This is a genomic window from Pseudochrobactrum mosebachae (assembly GCF_048914685.1).
GTDB lineage: Bacteria > Pseudomonadota > Alphaproteobacteria > Rhizobiales > Rhizobiaceae > Pseudochrobactrum.
In genome coordinates, this window is record NZ_CP128408.1 from 2,492,583 (window position 1) to 2,511,228 (window position 18,646).

At 50.2% G+C, this 18,646-nt stretch carries 15 protein-coding genes; 4 read left to right on the forward strand and 11 right to left on the reverse strand.

Annotated elements, in window-relative coordinates; genetic code table 11:
* Positions 1–173 precede the first annotated feature (173 nt).
* Positions 174–1,067, forward strand: a complete 894-nt coding sequence (galU, locus tag MP213Fo_RS11360; RefSeq protein ID WP_421089115.1) for a UTP--glucose-1-phosphate uridylyltransferase GalU — start codon at positions 174–176, stop codon at positions 1,065–1,067.
* A 232-nt stretch (positions 1,068–1,299) separates the two neighbouring features.
* Here galU and MP213Fo_RS11365 read toward each other — a convergent pair whose 3' ends face one another.
* Positions 1,300–2,811, reverse strand: coding sequence for an outer membrane beta-barrel protein (locus MP213Fo_RS11365; RefSeq protein WP_421089116.1), 1,512 nt, complete (start codon positions 2,809–2,811; stop codon positions 1,300–1,302).
* Between the two features lie 312 nt (positions 2,812–3,123).
* On the opposite strand from MP213Fo_RS11365, the gene MP213Fo_RS11370 reads away from it, so the two are divergent.
* Positions 3,124–4,098, forward strand: a complete 975-nt coding sequence (locus MP213Fo_RS11370) for a KpsF/GutQ family sugar-phosphate isomerase (RefSeq protein ID WP_421089117.1) — start codon at positions 3,124–3,126, stop codon at positions 4,096–4,098.
* A 232-nt stretch (positions 4,099–4,330) separates the two neighbouring features.
* Here MP213Fo_RS11370 and MP213Fo_RS11375 read toward each other — a convergent pair whose 3' ends face one another.
* The 8 genes from MP213Fo_RS11375 to MP213Fo_RS11410 all read right to left on the reverse strand — a co-directional run bounded on the left by MP213Fo_RS11375 (position 4,331) and on the right by MP213Fo_RS11410 (position 13,351).
* A complete protein-coding gene (locus MP213Fo_RS11375) occupies positions 4,331–4,786 on the reverse strand; it encodes an NfeD family protein (protein WP_421089118.1) in 456 nt (151 codons plus the stop codon).
* Positions 4,786–5,814 carry an SPFH domain-containing protein gene (locus MP213Fo_RS11380; protein WP_421089119.1) on the reverse strand — a complete coding sequence of 343 codons (1,029 nt, stop codon included), beginning with the start codon at positions 5,812–5,814 and terminating at the stop codon, positions 4,786–4,788. Before MP213Fo_RS11380 ends, MP213Fo_RS11375 begins: the two co-directional genes overlap by 1 nt.
* Positions 5,815–5,885: 71 nt before the next feature.
* Positions 5,886–6,932 carry a ferrochelatase gene (gene hemH / locus MP213Fo_RS11385; RefSeq protein ID WP_421089120.1) on the reverse strand — a complete coding sequence of 349 codons (1,047 nt, stop codon included), beginning with the start codon at positions 6,930–6,932 and terminating at the stop codon, positions 5,886–5,888.
* 179 nt (positions 6,933–7,111) lie between these two features.
* Positions 7,112–8,695, reverse strand: a complete 1,584-nt coding sequence (locus tag MP213Fo_RS11390; protein ID WP_421089121.1) for a bifunctional metallophosphatase/5'-nucleotidase — start codon at positions 8,693–8,695, stop codon at positions 7,112–7,114.
* A gap of 156 nt (positions 8,696–8,851) precedes the next feature.
* Positions 8,852–9,241 (reverse strand): outer membrane lipoprotein Omp10, encoded by a 390-nt coding sequence (gene omp10 / locus MP213Fo_RS11395; protein WP_421089122.1) that lies wholly within the window; start codon positions 9,239–9,241, stop codon positions 8,852–8,854.
* Positions 9,242–9,573: 332 nt separating this feature from the next.
* Entirely contained in the window at positions 9,574–10,257 is a 684-nt protein-coding gene (locus MP213Fo_RS11400) for an aminotransferase class IV family protein (protein WP_421089123.1), read from the reverse strand.
* Between the two features lie 14 nt (positions 10,258–10,271).
* Positions 10,272–11,393: an aminodeoxychorismate synthase component I gene (locus MP213Fo_RS11405; RefSeq protein WP_421091120.1), complete on the reverse strand. Its 1,122-nt coding sequence runs from the start codon at positions 11,391–11,393 to the stop codon at positions 10,272–10,274.
* A gap of 83 nt (positions 11,394–11,476) precedes the next feature.
* Positions 11,477–13,351 (reverse strand): M3 family oligoendopeptidase, encoded by a 1,875-nt coding sequence (locus MP213Fo_RS11410; protein WP_421089124.1) that lies wholly within the window; start codon positions 13,349–13,351, stop codon positions 11,477–11,479.
* A gap of 703 nt (positions 13,352–14,054) precedes the next feature.
* On the opposite strand from MP213Fo_RS11410, the gene MP213Fo_RS11415 reads away from it, so the two are divergent.
* Entirely contained in the window at positions 14,055–15,929 is a 1,875-nt protein-coding gene (locus MP213Fo_RS11415) for a DUF882 domain-containing protein (RefSeq protein WP_421089125.1), read from the forward strand.
* 66 nt (positions 15,930–15,995) lie between these two features.
* Here the strand turns inward: MP213Fo_RS11415 and MP213Fo_RS11420 are convergent, their stop codons facing one another.
* Together MP213Fo_RS11420 and MP213Fo_RS11425 are read right to left on the reverse strand one after the other, a co-directional pair.
* Positions 15,996–16,637, reverse strand: coding sequence for a 2-dehydro-3-deoxy-phosphogluconate aldolase (locus MP213Fo_RS11420; protein WP_421089126.1), 642 nt, complete (start codon positions 16,635–16,637; stop codon positions 15,996–15,998).
* 68 nt (positions 16,638–16,705) lie between these two features.
* Positions 16,706–17,320 carry an N-acetylmuramidase family protein gene (locus MP213Fo_RS11425; RefSeq protein WP_421089127.1) on the reverse strand — a complete coding sequence of 205 codons (615 nt, stop codon included), beginning with the start codon at positions 17,318–17,320 and terminating at the stop codon, positions 16,706–16,708.
* Positions 17,321–17,610: 290 nt separating this feature from the next.
* Here MP213Fo_RS11425 and MP213Fo_RS11430 point away from each other — a divergent pair, with 290 nt between their 5' ends.
* On the forward strand, positions 17,611–18,534 hold the full coding sequence (locus MP213Fo_RS11430) for a rhodanese-related sulfurtransferase (RefSeq protein ID WP_421089128.1): 924 nt from the start codon (positions 17,611–17,613) through the stop codon (positions 18,532–18,534).
* Positions 18,535–18,646: the final 112 nt, after the last annotated feature.

Genomic DNA, 18,646 nt, shown 5'->3' on the forward strand with positions numbered 1-18,646 from the left:
ATCAAATGTGACCTTAAGTTTTAGAATATACAGGTATTTTTCATATTTTGGCACTATTGGCTATTATAAGTCAGCTTTACTCTTTGGCAGTAACCCATAAGATATATTTGTGGGATGCCGTGATAGATTTGCATCGATGCCAGATATGATGGCCGGGTAATATGGGAAGTCACATGAATTCAGTTAAAAAAATCCGCAAAGCAGTTTTTCCAGTTGCAGGATTGGGTACGCGTTTTTTACCGGCTACCAAATCAGTGCCGAAAGAAATGCTGACTGTGGTCGACAAGCCGGTCATTCAATATGTGGTTGATGAAGCGCGCGAAGCGGGTATTGAACATCTGATTTTTGTGACGGGCCGAAACAAAGCGGTTATCGAAGATTATTTTGATGCGCAGGTTGAGCTTTATACAACACTTGCAGAACGCGGTAAGCTCAATGAGTTGCAGCATATGAAGGATCTGCAGCCACAGCCCGGCAGCACAAGCTTTACCCGCCAGCAGGTGCCGCTCGGCCTTGGCCATGCAGTATGGTGCGCCCGTGAAATCGTTGGCGACGAGCCGTTTGCGCTGCTGTTGCCGGATATGGTTATGCAATCGAAAAAAGGCTGCCTTAAAGAAATGGTCGAGCTCTATGAGCAGACCGGCGGCAATGTGATCGGCGTTCAGGAATGCGATCCTGAAGAAGCCCATAAATATGGTATTGTGGGTAAAGGCAAAGATATCGGCAACGGTTTTGAAATCAACCAGATGGTTGAAAAGCCTGCCAAAGGCACTGCGCCATCCAACCTGTATATTAACGGTCGTTATATTCTGCAGCCAGAGATTTTTGATCTGCTTGGCAAGCAGGAAAAAGGCGCCGGCAATGAAATTCAGCTCACAGATGCGATGCTGAAACTGGCAAATGTTCAGTCCTTCTCAGGTTTCAATTATCAGGGGCGCACATTTGACTGCGGCTCGAAAGAGGGCTTCATTCAGGCCAATGTGGCTTTTGCTCTGTGGCGCCATGATATCCGCCCATTAGTTGAAGTGAGCATTGAAGAGCTGTTGAAGACCATCAAGCTTTCTTGATTTTCTCTAGCACACATAAAAAGCCGGTCTCAGACCGGCTTTTTGCATTTCAAAGGGGGAGTGAAAATGTATTCTTTGTGTGTTTATGGGCAGACACAGAAAAAGCGGCTCCAGTTTTTGAAACGGCTCTAGAGCGGATAACGTTCAGATTGAAACGCAGCGCTCACTCTGGATTTTAGTGTTTTCGCATTGCCATATCTATCAAGTTCATCCAACTTGATAGTGAAATGCTCTAGCGGCGCATTTTCACACCAAGATAAACACTATTGCTGCTATATTTACGGCTCTCAACATCGCTGTTGATAAATTGATGGCGCAATTTACCATCCACACCAAAGAAGCGGTTAAACCAATAGGTCGCGCCGATTTCTGCGCCCATGCCAAAATCTGTACCGCTGCCGTCGCGATTGTTTCGTATTGAGGTATCAAGACGGGCATTAAGGCTGAGATCAGAGCGGATCATCCGCGTGATATCAAGATTAGCGAGATAGAGGATAGAGGAGTTGCCGCCGATATCGGGGCTGCTGTCGAGATAGGTTCTTAAACCCAGCTGCACATCGGTGCCGCGTTGTGGCGACCAGTTCATCGCTGCATCCAGCGACAGGCCGCTAAGATTATTCAGCCGGTCATCGCGGTTGCGTGCGGTAATGTAACCAACTGAAAACTCACCGTTCAGTTTCTCGCCGCTATTGATTTGCAGACCGGTGCGCAGACCAAGCTGATTGGCATTGCGATCCAGCCCGTTATCATTCTGATAAAAACGGCGCCCCACTTCAACTTCTGCAAACGGGCGAATAATTGCGCTCAGTTCAAACCCGCCGCGCAATGTCATGCTCACATATGTATTGTTGCGGTCACTCTGGTCGAGTTGATCGCCATTAAAGAGTTTTGCAGTGCCGTAGCGGCTGTTATTGACCCGTGCGAGGGCTCTGGCAAATATTTTACCAATATCACGTTCAATGCCTGCCTGTGCGGTTGTGGTATGTACCAGCGGGCGGGTGCGTGCGGCACTGATGCCGTTGGGATCGGATGCATCTTCACGATTAACCGAATAGCCTAGCCCGAAATTTAAGCGGATCTCATTGCTTAAATCCAGTCGTAATGCTGCATCAATCTGACCACGCGGGTTGGATACACTCTGACCGGACAGGCTTTTTTCAAAAATACCGCTGGCATCAAGACTGGCGAGATGGTTTGCCCAGTCGGAGCGCGCATTAAGACGCAATGCAGTTTCCGATAGAACAGCACTGCCGCCGCTGGCGCTGTTATCGGCATTATTGGTGGCACGGATACCCTGATCAAGCGAAGGGCGCAAAATGAAACTTCCGGCGCGGATGCCTTGCGGTTCAAAAGGATCGGCCTGATAGGGCTGGCGCCCGCGGCCATCAATGGCAGCTTCAGGCAGGTTTTCCCGTTCAGCACGCGCTGCGCGACCTGTATCCATTGGCGCGGCGCGCTGGCCGCTGGCACTGTCATCACTATCGGTGAAGACGGGTATTAGTGGTACAGTTTGATCCACAAGCCGCCCATTGGCATCATAGATAACAGGAGCCGCATTCTCGGATTGGGCAATGGCTTCTGCTATTGCATCATTATTGGCTGCAGAGCCAACCGGTAATGTCTGTGTTTGGGCTTGAAATGTGATGATGAATGAGCACAGCACAGTTCCTGCAAGCAGAGCCGTTTTGTGGGCTGTGCGCAGCGGAAACAGGGTAAGAGAGCCTGTATTGGCTGTTTTGTTCATCGTCCTGCCAAAATCTGAAGAAGCCAGCAAATCGCCGACTTATCTCAGGACGGTAAAGTGTTATGGTTAATACAAGGTTTCTTTTCGCATAATCGACTGGCATTGCTCGCTATTTTGCGCCCGATTAATGCTGGATCTGTTGGATGGCATTGTTTTACAGGTGGCTCAAAGCCATATAATCTGGACAGGTGGAGCGGAAAGTTTTACCTCCTTGTTAGTTTTACCAAATATAGCTCCGGTATTAACAGGTGTGACTGGCCAAACAGTTTGCCGTGATATCAATGACCGGATGAATAAAGTGAGAGAAATCCATTGAGCCAGAACAGCCCTGCTATCGCCTCCGCCCTCAATACGATTGCAGTTGAGAAGGCGGGCTTGAGCGCGCTTGAACAGGCGCTGCAAAATGGATTGGCAGAGCCATTTGCCAAGGCAGTTGAAACCATTGCCGCCATGAAGGGGCGGGTTGTGGTAACCGGTATTGGCAAAAGCGGCCATATCGGCTCAAAGCTTGCTGCGACATTTGCCTCAACCGGCACGCCTGCTTTTTTTGTACATGCTGCTGAGGCCAATCATGGTGACCTTGGCATGATCAACAGTGATGATGTTATTCTGGCATTGTCATGGTCGGGGGAAACAGCAGAGCTGAAGGGTATTGTCAGCTTTTCAAGACGGTTTAAAGTACCGCTGATTGCGCTGACCTCAGGGGAAAATTCAACTTTGGGGCGTGAATCCGATATATTGGTTTTATTACCAAAAGCGGCTGAAGCTTGCCCGCACGGGGTGGCGCCAACCACATCAACTTTGATGCAGCTGGCTATTGGTGATGCGCTGGCGCTGGCGCTGCTGGAAAAACGCGGCTTTACGGCCAGTGATTTCCGTGTGTTTCATCCGGGCGGTTCGCTGGGAGCAAGCCTGTCGCATGTTAAAGATATTATGCATCGTGGTGATGAACTGCCACTGGTTAAAGTCGGCACGCCAATGCCCGAAGCCATGCGCATCCATTCGCATAAGCATTTTGGCTGTGTGATTATTGAAAATGAAGACGGCACATTAGCGGGGATCATCACCGATGGCGACTTGACGCGTAATGTGGAGCGCCCGATGGCTGGTTTGATCGTGGATGATATTATGAGCCGTTCACCCAAAACAGTAAGCCCCGACCAGCTACTTGGCTCAACATTGGCATTGCTCAATGAAGCGCGCATCAGTGCGGTGATCGTGACAGATAATAACCGTCCGGTCGGTTTGGTGCATTTCCATGATTTGTTACGTGCCGGTGTGGCCTAGAGCATTTCACTATCAAGTTGAATCAACTTGATAGATATGACAATGCGAAAACTCTAAATGCTAGAGCGAGCGCTGCGATCCAACCTGAATGTTACGCGCTCTAGAGCAGTTTAAGGAAAAGTGGGAACCGGTTTTCCGTTCGAAACTGCGATTAAACAAACAGATAGATTAGTTTTCCTACTTCAAATGAAATTAAAAAGGCGGCTTTTAAGCCGCCTTTTTAATTTCTGAATTATTTGAGCTGTTCTACGCGCAGCAATCCGTCGAGATATTCCCGCACGATAACTGTTGTTCCTGCAGGCAGGTCAGGCCCTGTTACCCGCCACAGTGTATCATCAAAGCGGGCTCTGCCATTGCCGTTGATAATCGGTTCTTGCAATGTTGCCCGCAGGCCGATCAGCTGATCGGCACGGCGGTTAAGCAGAGGCTCGTCACTGCTCTGGGTACGCGGGTTAAAATATCTGCGGCCGATCAGAATAAAGACCACTGACAAAACCAGAAACAGCAGTAACTGAATTTGCCAGTTTCCGAACAAGCTATAAGCCATATAGCTGATCAGGCTTGTTACCAAAGCCGCCAAGCCAATCCAGATCAGGAAAAAGCCCGGTGTTAACAGCTCCAGAAACAGCAAAACCAGACCGATAATAACCCAGTTCCATAGACCTAGTTCAGCGATATAGCCCACCATCAGCGCGTTCCTGATGGTGGTACGCGGGATCCGGTGCCGGTTGATGTGCTATCTGATCGGCCGGCAGGCTTTTGGCGGGCGATCTGCTGGTTATTATTACCATCCGGATTGTTGCCAAAGACTTCTTTAGCAATGGCACCAATACCACCGAGCGTACCGATCAAAGATGAGGCCTCAAGCGGCATCATAACTACTTTATGATTATTCGCTGATGCCATATCTGACAGCGCTTCGGTGTATTTTTGTGCAATAAAGTAGTTCAGTGCCTGCACATCACCTTCAGCAATCGCTTCGGAAACCATTGTGGTGGCCTTGGCCTCAGCCTGCGCCAAGCGCTCACGGCCTTCCGCTTCACGATAGGAGGCTTCACGCTTACCTTCGGCTTCCAGAATTTGGGATTGTTTCAAACCTTCGGCACGCAAGATCTGGGCATTACGATCCCCTTCGGCTTCCAGAATCTGCGCACGTTTATCACGTTCTGCTTTCATCTGGCGCGCCATGGAATCAATCAGATCGCGCGGTGGGTTGATGTCTTTAATCTCCACTCGGGTAATTTTAATTCCCCAAGGATGCGCGGCCATATCCAAAACATGCAGCAGGCGGTCATTAATCGTGTCGCGGTTGGAGAGCAGTTCATCAAGATCCATCGAGCCCATAACCGTACGGATATTGGTCATTGTGAGGTTGAGAATCGCATATTCCAGCTGGGAAACCTGATAGGCGGCCTGAGCGGCATTGAGCACCTGATAAAATGCGACAGCATCGACGCCAGTGGTCGCATTATCGCGGGTGATCACTTCCTGTGTCGGCACATCAAGTACCTGTTCCATCATATTGAGGCGCGCACCGATACGATCGAAAAACGGCACGATCATATTCAGACCCGGGGTCAGTGTGCGTGTATAACGACCAAAGCGTTCTACGGTAAAATTGGAGCCCTGAGGAACAATTTTAAGGGCAGCATAAAGCGTGAAAATGACCACAGCGGCCAAAACCAGCAGGGCAAGATTTGCTCCGAATTCCATCATTTTTCCTTTGAAAATTTATAATTAAAAAGCCTTGCGAAGGGTATATTACCGCCCGCAAGGTTGGTGCTGTGTTATACCCAGCCCTGCAGCTCACGGCGCACGAGTTCTTCAAAAACCCGCATACCGTGCTCACCGTCGTTCAGGCATGGGATATGGCTGAAATTTTCACCGCCATTTTCATGGAATGCCTCTGCCGCTTCATGGCCGATTTCATCCACTGTTTCGAGACAATCCGAAACGAAGCCCGGATTGAAGACTGCCACAGATTTGATGCCCTGTTTTGGCATGTCTTCAATGGTTTTATCGGTATAGGGCTGAAGCCACTCTTCAGGACCGAAGCGTGACTGGAAGGTGCTGATGAGTTTTTTCTCATCCCAGCCCAGACGCTCACGCAGCAAGCGCGTGGTTTCAAGGCATTGCTGCGGATAAGGATCGCCACGCTTTGCATAGCTCTGCGGAATACCGTGATAAGATGCCACAACCACCTGCGGCACAAAATCAAGACTTGCCAGATGCTCTTCAATAGAGCGCGCCAACGCATCAATATAAACCGGCTCATGCTGGTAAGACGGCACAGTACGCACAGCCGGCATGAAGCGCACTTTATTCAGCGCGTCATAGAGCTTTTCATTGACGCTTCCGGTGGTGGAAGAGGAGTATTGCGGATAGAGCGGAAACGCCACAATGCGGGTACAACCCTGTTCACGAAGGCGGGTCAGCACATCTTCAATTGAGGGCTGGCCATAACGCATTGCCCAGTCAACGACAACATTATCAAGATCAGCCAGACGGGCACCAAGCTGGTCACTCTGCGAACGGGTGAACGTGCGCAGCGGTGATTCATCCTTTTCGCGATTCCAGATACGGTCGTAAAGAGCACCGGATTTTTTAGGCCGTGTGTTGAGCACAATACCGAAAAGAACAGGATACCACAGCGCTTTCGGCCATTCGATCACGCGGGAATCCATCAGAAATTCGCGTAAATAGCGGCGCATGGATTTGCGGTCAGTGCCATCCGGCGTACCCAGATTGATCAGCATGACGCCGGTTTTTTCAAGGACGGGTTTCGCTGCTGCCGGCTGGGACATTGCGGCTTCGCTGATCAGAGTATCATGCATGTGGTCATCTCTATCCTGATTGAGCAAAAATCTTTGATTTCCTGAATAATAACAAGCATTCGGGAAAGATTTTGCTGCCGTACATATTTTAGCAATTATAACAGTATTTTGGCTCTGATGACCAGAACATAACCATAACATGAGCAAGAAACCCATTTATGATTTTGTGTTAAAGAGATTTATTTGACTGCCGGTGGCTGATAGAGCCCCTTGGTTTGCAGATAATCTGCCACAACCTGATCAAGGGCAGGGCCATAATCATAAGCCTTTTGAGCCTTTTCAGCGATCATGGTGTAGCCATCTCCGCCAGTGCGTAAATAATCTGTGGCGGCAATCGTATAGAGTTTTGCGTCCTCAAGCGGCAACCAGTCTTGATCATCGGTTTGCATACCAATGCTGGTTAAGCGCTGACCAGCCGGTTTTGACATGTCGGTCTGAAAGCGGATGCCTGACACTTGAGGGTAACGGCCACTGCCCTGTTCAATCTGGCTCACGCCATTCTCCAAGGCAGCACGCAGATCGCTGCCTTGGAGCTGAAAGGTTGCAATCGTATTCTGGAATGGCAAAACGACCAGCACATCGCCCATAGTTATGTCACCGGATTTGATTGAAGCGCGCAAAGCACCACCATTGATCAACGCGGCAGTTATGCCCTGATCGCGAACGCGCTCAAGCATGGCTGTGGTTACCAGTTCGCCCATCGGGCATTGCTGGGTGCGGCAGGAGATGCCGGAGCCGTCAATCAGGTCGCTGGTTTCTGCGATTTTACGGTTTTTCAATGCTTCAATCGGCTTGGCCATTTCTGCCACGCGCGCGGCAAGCTGCGGGTCAGGTTTTATTGATGCATCCAGCCGGATCGGTGCGCCTGACGCTGACTTTAAAGTGCCGTCGTCGTCAAAATTCAATGTGATTTTGCCAAGATATTGCGAATAGGCATACGCAGAGACCACCGGAACATTGATACCGGACGGATTTTTAACAAGCGTCGGGTAAGGTCCTGATGAGCGGAAGCCATTGGCGCCGAGCTGAGTGTGGCTATGACCGCCAACAATGATATCAACTCCGTCGAGTTCGGCGGCGAGTTTTTGATCATTCATATAGCCAAGATGGGTGAGGGCAATAATCTTGGTGATGCCTTGCGTTTTGAGATCATTAATCGTGCGCTGCAATGTTTCTTTCGGAGCAAGGAAGCTAATGCCTTTGCCAGGCCGCGCAATTTCGGCGGTATCCGGGGTGATAAGGCCGATAATACCGATCTTTTGTCCGCCAATGGTTTTGATCAGATAAGGCTGGTATCTGCCATGGATCGGGGATGAGGCAATAGTTTCAAGATTGGCAGCCAGCACAGGCACAGTGATTTTATTGAGGAAAGGCACCAGTCCTTCCTGACCGAGATCAAATTCGTGATTGCCGAGCGCCATGGCATCATAGCCGATCGCATTCATGAATTCGGCATTATCAACGCCTTTATAGGTTGTGAAAAATAGCGATCCCTGAAACTGATCTCCGGCATCTAATACCAGTAAATTTTCTGCCTGTTTACGCTCGTTGTCGATTGCCGCTTTCAAACGGGCGACACCGCCAAAGCATTTTTGATCAGCGCTCTCTTTGGCAGAGCAGGTTGCATCATATTGATTAACCTCCTCAATACGGGAGTGAAGGTCATTGGTATGCAGGATTGTCAGGCTGTAATCCGCATGAGCAGGGAGCATAAAAGCGGTGAGACTGATGCCAAGACTTAAGAGCCGGATGAAACGGGACATGACTTTCTCCGCTGGATAACAGATGACTGGAAATAGCAGGAACAGATTTTAGAGCTTTCGCATTATTATATCTAACAAGTTGATAGTGAAATGCTCTAAAAGCACAACGCCCGCAGCAGAGCTACGGGCGTTGTGCAATTGCAATGATGATAACAATCAGGCTTTGCGGGTCAGCGAGAACTGTGAGCCGGTCGAAGTGGTACAGTTGAGCTGGCTTGTTGTTACAAGCGCACAATTAACCTTGGACGTGGTACCACGCACAATCGAGCGCATATCGATCTCAACCAGACGTGGCGAGAGATAGCGATAATTGCCCTCGGCCAGTTTTTCATTGGTGTCGGTGGTACGGGTTTCAAACACACCGCCATTAAAGCTTGACGTAATGCCATTAGCATCCATCCAGCCGCCATCAATGCCATTATTGGCCGGACGAATTGGCAGATTGCCACCGCCATTATCGCCGGGGCCATAAGTGGTACAGGCGGTGAGTGCGATTGCCAGTGTGGCAGTCAAAGCAAGGGATGCGGCAGTGCGGAGGTTTTTCATAAGCGTGCTCTCCCGAGAATAAAAATGGTCAGCTTTGCAAACGACCGGCGATCAGTATTTGTTCCAAAACACTAAACCAGTGTCAGACGTTTCCAGCGCAGAGATTGTCTGTGTTTAGCAAACATACCTGTACTCACAAAACTATGTCGTATTTTGATGTATGCAAATGCTGGTAAATACAAGGGCTTTGTCGATGGCTTAACCATGAACTGCTTTGTATCTGTGGCTTTTTTGTCTCATTTACTGGCAGGGACGCATTTTTCTGGGAGCAACTTTCAAAAAATGCGTAAAATTTTACAGGACATTTGGGGTGCATTGAGTATGAGTACCCTCTAACCGGCAAGTTCAGCTGCAATGATACCGCGAAGCGAGTTGCCGACAAATAATTTTTGCGCTTGCTGCAAATCTTTACGGGTGATTCTGCCGATTTTAACGATGCCCTTATCGATCAGTTCCTGTCGCAAAACGCCGTTGAGCAGACCGCATTGCAATGCAGGGGTGATGAAATAGCCATTGCCCATATCAACGAAAAGCGAGGTGATTGTGCCTTCACATATTTCACCGACCTCATTGGTGAGCAGTACCTCATCGGCTTGCTCTGGTGAGAATTCAGCCCGTGCAGCCTCATAAACCTGTCTGCGGGTGGTTTTATGCGCCAGTAAGTGGTCATGACTATCGAGACGGGTTTCGGCAATCGCCAGTTTCCACACGGCTTTTGCGTGCAGTGCCTGATAGGGAGTACAGGTGATCGTCAATATGCCGCTTCGGGTAAGGCCAAGCCGCATGCGCAAAGCCTGCTCGCCGGTTTCATACAGCTTTAATTGTTCACGAATTTGCTTTTCCTGAAAATCAAAGCCCAGTTCTGCCGATGAGTGACCCAGCCGTACCAGATGTTGATCAAGACGCAAAAAGCCGCAGCAGGGTTCGTAGCGAAATGTTTCAATGAGATCAAAATCCGGCAGTTGAGTATCCGGATGTGATGAGGAAGCGTGTGATTGCTGACTAATATTATTCACGGGATTGCCGCCGTTTAAGGTTTTGTTCCGGACACATGATCATTTGCAGTGACATAGCGGGCTTTCAGAAGACATTCCTGATACTCGTCTGCTGCTGTTGAATCATACACCACACCGCCACCAACATTCAGGACGACCTGATCATTATGATAGAGCGTCAGGGTACGGATGGCGACATTGAAGCGCATTTCACCGGAGGGTGCAATCCATCCTATTGCCCCGCAATAAATGTCCCGCGGCTGTTGTTCAAGCTTTTGCAAAATCGACATAGCGCTGATTTTGGGCGCGCCTGTTATGGAGCCGCAGGGAAATAATGCTGCAAATATCTGTCGTAGAGACAAGTCCGGCAACAGCTTTGCCCGCACATGGCTAACCATCTGATGAACGGTCGGATAGCGCTCGACATCAAAAAGTTTGGGGACTGAGAGGCTACCGGTCTCGCTGATCAGTGAAATATCATTGCGCAGCAAATCAACGATCATGCGGTTTTCAGCCTGACTTTTCTCATCATTCATCAGAAAGTCGCGATAGGCGTCGTCTTCAGCCGTGTTTGCACCGCGTGGGGTGGTGCCTTTCATCGGGCGGGTTTCGATCCAGCCGTCTTTGTCTACTGCGAAAAACAATTCCGGCGAGCGCGAAAGGATCAGCGGCCCCTGATCGGGCGTCGTGAGATTAACATAAGCACCATAGCGCACCGGCTGGCGGGCTGCGAGCATGGCGAAGAGGGCTTCCGGTTTGCCATGTGACTGTGCGGTAATCGGAAAAGTCAGATTGCCCTGATAGCAATCGCCTTCACGCAGATGTTGGTGCAGGCGATCAAAGCGTTGCTGATAATGTGCTTTTGACCACTTTGCATGAAAGCCTGACAAATAGGCGTTGCTACCGCTATGGGACAACGGTGCGAGTGTTTGCGTTTGAGGCGGATGATCAAATACACCATAACACAGCAACGGTACGCGGCGGTTTTTCGGTAGCAATGCTTTCAGCTGGGGTTCCAGCAGATAGCCTGCTTCATAGCTGACATAACCGGCCAGCCATTTGCCTTGTTTGCGCGCATGCTCCAGCGCTGCAAACCCTGCCTCAAAGCCTTCCGGATCATTAACTATAATCAGCCGCTCAGGATCATTGAACAGCATGGCTTGCTGTTCAATGTCATCCTGAAACAAGATTGAGGGGGTAAAATTCTGACTGTCGCTATGCTGCTGTGTTGTCACGCCGGTCAGTCTTCCATTGCTTCCAGTTCATCAATCATTTTCTCTATGACAGACAGGCCCTGCTGCCAGAAGGCAGGATCAGATGCATCAAGACCAAAAGGCTCCAGCAGCTCTTTATGATGACGGGTGCCACCGGCTTTCAGCATATCAAAATATTTGTCTTGAAAGCCTTCCGGATGATTTTGATAAACAGCATAAAGCGAGTTCACCAGACAATCACCGAAGGCATAAGCATAGACATAGAATGGTGAATGGATGAAATGCGGAATATAGGTCCAGAAGCTTTCATAGCCCGGATTGAGGCGGATTGCAGGTCCGAGGCTTGAACGCTGCACGTCCATCCACAATTCACCAATTTGTTCAGCCGTCAGTTCACCATTCTGGCGCTCGGTATGAACTTTGCGTTCAAACTGATAAAACGCGATCTGGCGCACAACCGTATTGATCATATCTTCGGTTTTTTGCGCCAGCATCGCCTTGCGCTCACGCTTGCTTGTCGCTTTTGCCAGCAATGACTGGAAGGTTAGCATTTCACCAAACACAGATGCTGTTTCAGCCAGTGTCAACGGTGTTGAAGCCATTAATGCCCCCTGTTTACCAGCCAGTACCTGGTGCACACCATGACCCAGCTCATGGGCAAGGGTCATGACATCACGTGGTTTGCCAAGATAGTTGAGCAAAACATAAGGATGTGCAGAAGGCACAGTGGGATGCGCAAATGCGCCCGGTGCTTTGCCTGCACGGGTCGGGGCATCAATCCAGTTCTTATCGAAAAAGTCACGGGCAATAGCGGCCATTTCAGGCGCAAAGCCTGCATAAGCATCAAGCACTGTGGCTTTTGCCTCATCCCAGCCGATAATCGCCTGTGATGTTTCAGGTGGCGGGGCATTACGATCCCAATTGTCGAGCAGATCGCGGCCAAGCCATTTGGCCTTCAATGCATAATAACGGTGTGACAGGCGCGGATAGGCATCCTCAACCGCACTTGCCAGCGCATCAACCACTTCGCGCTCAACGCGATTGGCAAGGTGCCTGCTATCGGCAATATCCTGAAAGCCGCGCCAGCGGTCTGAGATTTCTTTATCCTTGGCCAGTGTATTGGTGATCAGCGTAAACAGACGCAGATTATCACCAAAGGTTTTGGACAGAGCGTCAGAGGCTTTTTTACGTGTCACACCATCTGCATCCTGCAGCATGGTAAGTACCGGCTCAACCGGCAGTTCCTGACCATCAATGGTAAAGCGCAGGCCGCTCATCGTTTCGTCAAACAGCCGGTTCCATGCACCAAAACCGGTGACGGATTTTTCATGGAACAGTGCTTCGGTCTTATCATCAAGCTGGTAAGGCTTGTCTTTGCGCAGATCGACCAGCCACGGCTTGTAATGGCCGATAGCGGGATTGGTCGCAATGGCTTTGTCGAGTAAGGCGTCATCAATGCGGTTAAGTTCAAGCGAGAAGAAAATCAGATGGGTGCTGGCATCTGTAAGCTTTTGCTGCACATCGCCATAGAGCTTGGCATTGCTAGCGCTCGATGTATCATCGGCATAAAGCAGGCCGGCATAAGAATAAATACGCCCCATCAGCTCTTCAAGCTGTTCAAACTCCGTGATGGCATCGGCAAAATTGCCGCCCTGTGGTTTGGAAATTTCAGCCTCAAGCTTGGTCTTCCACTTGTTCTCAAACGCGATGGCGAGATCAGCGGAGGTTTTCAGGTCGCGGGCAAGTTCCGGACTATCGGGGGCAGGGTAGAGATCTGTAAGATTCCACAGCGGTAGTTTGGATTGATCAAGCTGGCCAGAAATTGATGCGCCGGTGGCTGATGCGCTGGTCGGCGTATCGGCAGGCAAGCGAATGAAACCTGAATGGTTATGCGAGTTCATGACAGATCAACCTCATACGATTCTTTATAATGCTATTGTCTATATAGGACGTTCGGGCGCAAAATTCATGTAATAGAATGCACCATGAAACAGGGGGTTCGGAGTGCAAAATACGTGCTGAAAAGGTAAAATCAGTCATGATTGCCGAAGTGATTTGTCAGATTTATGTGTTTTTGTGAGTCGGACAGAGGCTAAAAAGTGTTTTGGTTCCGGAGATCATGGTTAATATCCCATCACATTACGTTACATTGCGGAAACAATGTGAATGGATTAAACGCAAATCTCTGCCAATTTGATATGATATATTGCTGTAATAATAAATGAATTCCGATGTTGTAATAATTAATTATCTGTAAGCCCTCTAAGCCTTTATACAGTCACCTTTGATCGAAAGTTGAATATTTTCAATCGGATGGTGCATATATACAACAGGTGAGGTTCGGCGACATCTCACTGAGTGATTTGCGTGTAATGTAAAAAAGGCACGCTTCAAGGTTGTAAAACCTGTTCATAAACTCTTTACCATGATGGAAAATGCTTCCCAGATGCGGTTTTTACGCCATGCTGAAAACTCATTGTCTGATCAATAAGTGTCTATTAACCATTAAATCCGATATTCATATGAGTAGCGTGACTGTAAACGGTAAGGCATTCGAAATTGAAAAACAGCAAAACATCTAAATTAGCTGGTTGGGCGGGCAGAGTGATTAAACTCAGCACGCAGCTTGCACTTGTTTTCACCGCTGTTACAGCTTTCACGCCATCTCAGGCAGCGGCTGAAACCCGTAGCCTGAAATTGTATTTCGTTCATACCGGTGAACGCGCGGAAATCGCGTTCAAGAAAAACGGTCGGTTTCTGCCAGACGGTTTGAAGAAGTTGAATGTGTTTCTGCGTGACTGGCGCCGTAACGAGCCGACTAATATGGATCCGCGCTTGTTCGATCTGGTTTGGCAGGTTTATCAAACAGCCGGTGGTCGCGATTATATTACCGTTGTTTCCGCTTATCGTTCCCCAGCCACGAACTCTATGTTGCGTTCCCGTACACGTGGTGTTGCGAAGAGCAGTCAGCATACGCTTGGCAAGGCTATGGATTTTTATGTGCCGGGTGTGCCGCTGAAAAAGCTGCGTGACGCAGCTTTGCGTTATCAGGTTGGTGGCGTTGGCTATTATCCAACTTCGGGCTCGCCATTTGTGCATCTTGATGTGGGCAGTGTGCGCCATTGGCCACGCCTGAGCCGTCGTGAATTGCTGGCGGTCTTCCCTGAAGGTAAAACTATCCACGTGCCAAGCGACGGTAAGCCGTTGCCGGGTTATCAGCAGGCGCTTGCCGCTTATGAAGCCCGTAAATCCGGAGGTGGTGCAATCCAGATGGCATCTGCCAAGCCGAAGAGCAAATCCTTGTTTGGCATGCTGTTTGGTGGTGGTGCTGATGAAGACGAAGACACAGGCGAGAGCAATGGTCGTGCAACAGCGTCGGCTGCGCGTCCTAACCGTGCAGTTCCTGCCGTTACCACACCTTCGCGCGTACAACAGGCACCGACACCGGTAGCAGTTCCGGTTGTTCCTAATCGTCCTGTACCGGCGCAGCCGCAAGTGGCACCTGCACCGCAAGAGGCTTTGATTGCTGCATTGCCTGCGCGTGATGCTCCTACACCTTTGAATGCACCGCGTCCTTCAGAACCTGTTGAAATGACAGCCGATGCACGCGCAGCTATGGCTTTTGCTATACCGCTACCGGTTAAGCGGCCGCAGTCTGAAGCCGAGGTTCTGCTGGCTATGACACCGCCGCCTGCCAATACGCTGGAAGCACAGGCCTATGCCGGGGCTACTGGTGCGCCTTCGGCGCCGCTGCAGCAGGTTGCTGCGCTGACACCAGCTGAAACGGCAACCATGGTAAGCGGTTATGTTCCGGTACCAGTTCAGCGTCCGCAATCTGCCGGCCAGGCAATCAATACCGTGCTGGCTTCGGCAGCAGTTCCGGTTCAGCGCCCTGCACAAGCGCAACAAGTGGCTGAAGCTCCGGTCGCCCGCAATCAGGCAGGACAAGATGTTATTGCTGATCTTTTGAGCAGCAGTGAGCACACGGCCTCAATTCCGACTGTTCCTGCCAAGCGCCCGCAAGCGGTTGCCCAAGCTGCAGAGCAGCGCGTTGTCCAGCCTGCAGAGCAGCGGGTGGTTCAGCCTGCAGAGCAGCAAACTATCAAGCCTGCAGAGCAGCAGGTGGCCATGATCACACCGCAGCAGGCAAGCCCTGCGCGCAGGGATGCGACTGCCAATGATACCGGTGCGCGCACAACGGCTAAGGCTGGTCGCTCAGACCGCCCTGTAGCCAAGGCCGCCGCCAATGCGGTGGTGCAGCCGGCAGATGTTGCAACGGAAGTTGCAATTTCCAATGAGCCGGTGGCAAAAGTAGTTCCTGTTTCTAATCCGGTTCTGCGCAATGAAGCTATGCGTAAGGCCCCGACAGTGGTTTATACAGCCGGTTTCCAAAAGGACATGCCGGCAGGTAACGCCAACAAGTTTACCGGCAATGCGGTAACCTTTATGTCGATTGCCAAATTCTCTAAAACCAATTGATCTGAGATTATCATTGCAAAGAAAAAGGAGCCGAAAGGCTCCTTTTTTGTGTCTGTAGCGAGTGTTCTATGCGGCGTTGAGACGGGCGGCAGCAGCTGCCAATGCGGTGATTTCATCCCATTTTCCGTCATTGACCAGCTCTTTGGGTGCAACCCATGAACCGCCAACGCATAATACATTGGGTAAAGAGAGATAGGATTTTGCATTGTTGAGGCTTATGCCGCCGGTCGGGCAGAAGAAGGTTCCGGCGAGCGGGGATGCGAGCGCTTTCAAAAAGGCTGCGCCGCCAGCTTGTTCGGCTGGAAAAAACTTAAGATGTGTATAACCACGGGCGCGCAAGCTCATGACTTCGCTGGCCGTGGCGCAACCGGGCAGCAGGGGGATGGGGCTATTGCTCGCTGCCAGCAAAATATCATCCGTGAAGCCGGGACTGACAATAAATTTGGAGCCAGCCGTTACCGCTTGCTCATAATGTGTGGCATTGAGAATGGTGCCTGCGCCAACGATGGCTTCCGGAACTTCATTCGCCACAGCGCGGATCGCATCCAGCGCAGCATTGGTACGCAGGGTGATTTCAATGGCTGGTAAGCCGCCTTTAGCTAAAGCACGGGCCAAAGGTATGGCATCAGAGACCTTATCAATCAGCAAGACCGGAATGACGGGTTGCCCTTGCATCACCGGAATCAGGAGTTCAGTTTTTTGTGGCATGTCACCCTCCGCTATTTTCTGTCATAGTATAATCGATTTAGACGCAGGGTAAACTTTTGTCTATGCGGTTATGCGGATGGAACTTGAAAGACAGGGAATAGTGGCTGATAGAGCGCATAGGCGTGTGCCAGTTTGAGGTTATATTTATTCTTCGCATAAAGCGGGCCGTTATATTGATAAGCCAGTTTTTCCCAGTCGTGGGTATTAAGGGCGGGGCGCAGATTGCTATAGAGCAAAAAGCGGGTCATGAGTTCGATTTGCCCTGCGGGTGAGGCGCGAACAGCTTCAACCAGAGCCTCTACCGATACGTAACCCAGCCAATGCCAATGCGCTCCCATAACCTGCCCAATCCCCCAGGATGTGGATTCATACGCCGCATCGCAATTGATTGCACAGGCGCGGTTTAGTAATTGCCACCGTGCAGCCTGACTTGCGGGATTGGCAATTGCTCCTGGTTTTGGCGAGGAGAGTTTAAGCGCGCGGGCTTTTGCCTGATCGGCGGCATCGAGCCGCTTGTCAAAATAATGCCCTTCAAACCGGATCAGTGGTTCTTCACGGCCTTCTATCTGCGTGGTGGCAATGCCACCGCTTTCAGTTTGTCCGATAGCTGCCAGCACCGCTGGCTCAAGCTGATGGGCTTCGCCGACTTGTAAGAACATCTTGCATATTTGTGGACTGAACATTTGCACTAACTTTCCGGTTTCCGGCCTGAGAGCGGCCTTGCCTGAGCGGCGGTTTTGAGAAGCATGACATGCTGCGCAATTGCGGGGATAGATAAGTGCAAATATGGGGTAGCAATCCGGAATTTTCAGTTTGGTTATGATCTTGAAATCCGCGCAAAGCAGGATTACAGAAAGAGCCAGACAGATATTCTGTTTTCGACTGCCTGATATTTTGCCTTTGTAAGGCTTTGTCCGGTGGAATTTTCAGGGCAGCGCCTTTGCGAGGCGCCCAGCTACTCGAGGCATTTTTTATGTGTGAAGCACATTTCACTGTTGCTGCGCTTTATTGTTTTGCGCGTTTTCCGGATTTTGAAAGTTTTCAGGCTCCTTTGACTGATGTTTGCGATCAAAACGGCATCAAGGGCACGCTGCTTTTGGCGGCTGAAGGCGTTAACGGCACGGTTGCCGGAACCAAAACCGGCATTGCCGCGCTGATTAATTATATTGAATCTATTCCTGCCTTGGGCGGACAGAATATTGAACTGAAATATTCAACAGCTAGTCTGATGCCATTTAACCGCATGAAGGTGCGTCTCAAAAAAGAGATCGTTACTATGGGTGTTGAAGGGATTGATCCGCTGCAAAGTGTTGGCACTTATGTGCAGCCGCAAGACTGGAATGCGCTGATTGATGATCAGAACACTATCCTTATTGATACGCGTAATGATTATGAATATGCCATCGGCACCTTTAAAGGCGCGCTGGATCCGAACACCAAAACCTTCCGCGAGTTTCCGCAATGGGTTGAAGAAAATCGTGCTGTAATGGAAGGCAAAAAGATTGCCATGTTCTGCACCGGTGGTATCCGTTGTGAAAAGGCAACCGCTTTTGTCAAGGGGCTTGGCTTTGATGATGTGTTTCATCTCAAAGGCGGCATTCTGAAATACTTGGAAGATATGCCAGCCGATGACAGCCGCTGGGAAGGCGAGTGTTTTGTGTTCGACGAGCGTGTTTCAGTCGGCCACGGTCTGGTGGAGGGCGATGTTGAGTTGTGCCGCGCCTGCCGCAATCCGATTACACAGCAAGACAAGCTGTCGGAGTTTTTTGAAGAAGGTATTTCTTGCGCGCGTTGCTATCCTGAGCGCACCGAAGCTGACCGTGCGCGTTATGCCGAGCGCCAGCGTCAGGTTCTACTTGCCAAACAGCGTGGCATCAAACAGCATATCGGCGATTAATCACGGCTAGAGAGTTTTCACTTTTCCTTGACGCAGGAAAACCGGTTCCCACTTTTCCTGAAACTGCTCTATTGGTGGTTTTAAGTTCTCTTATAAAGGCTCTTCCGCGGAA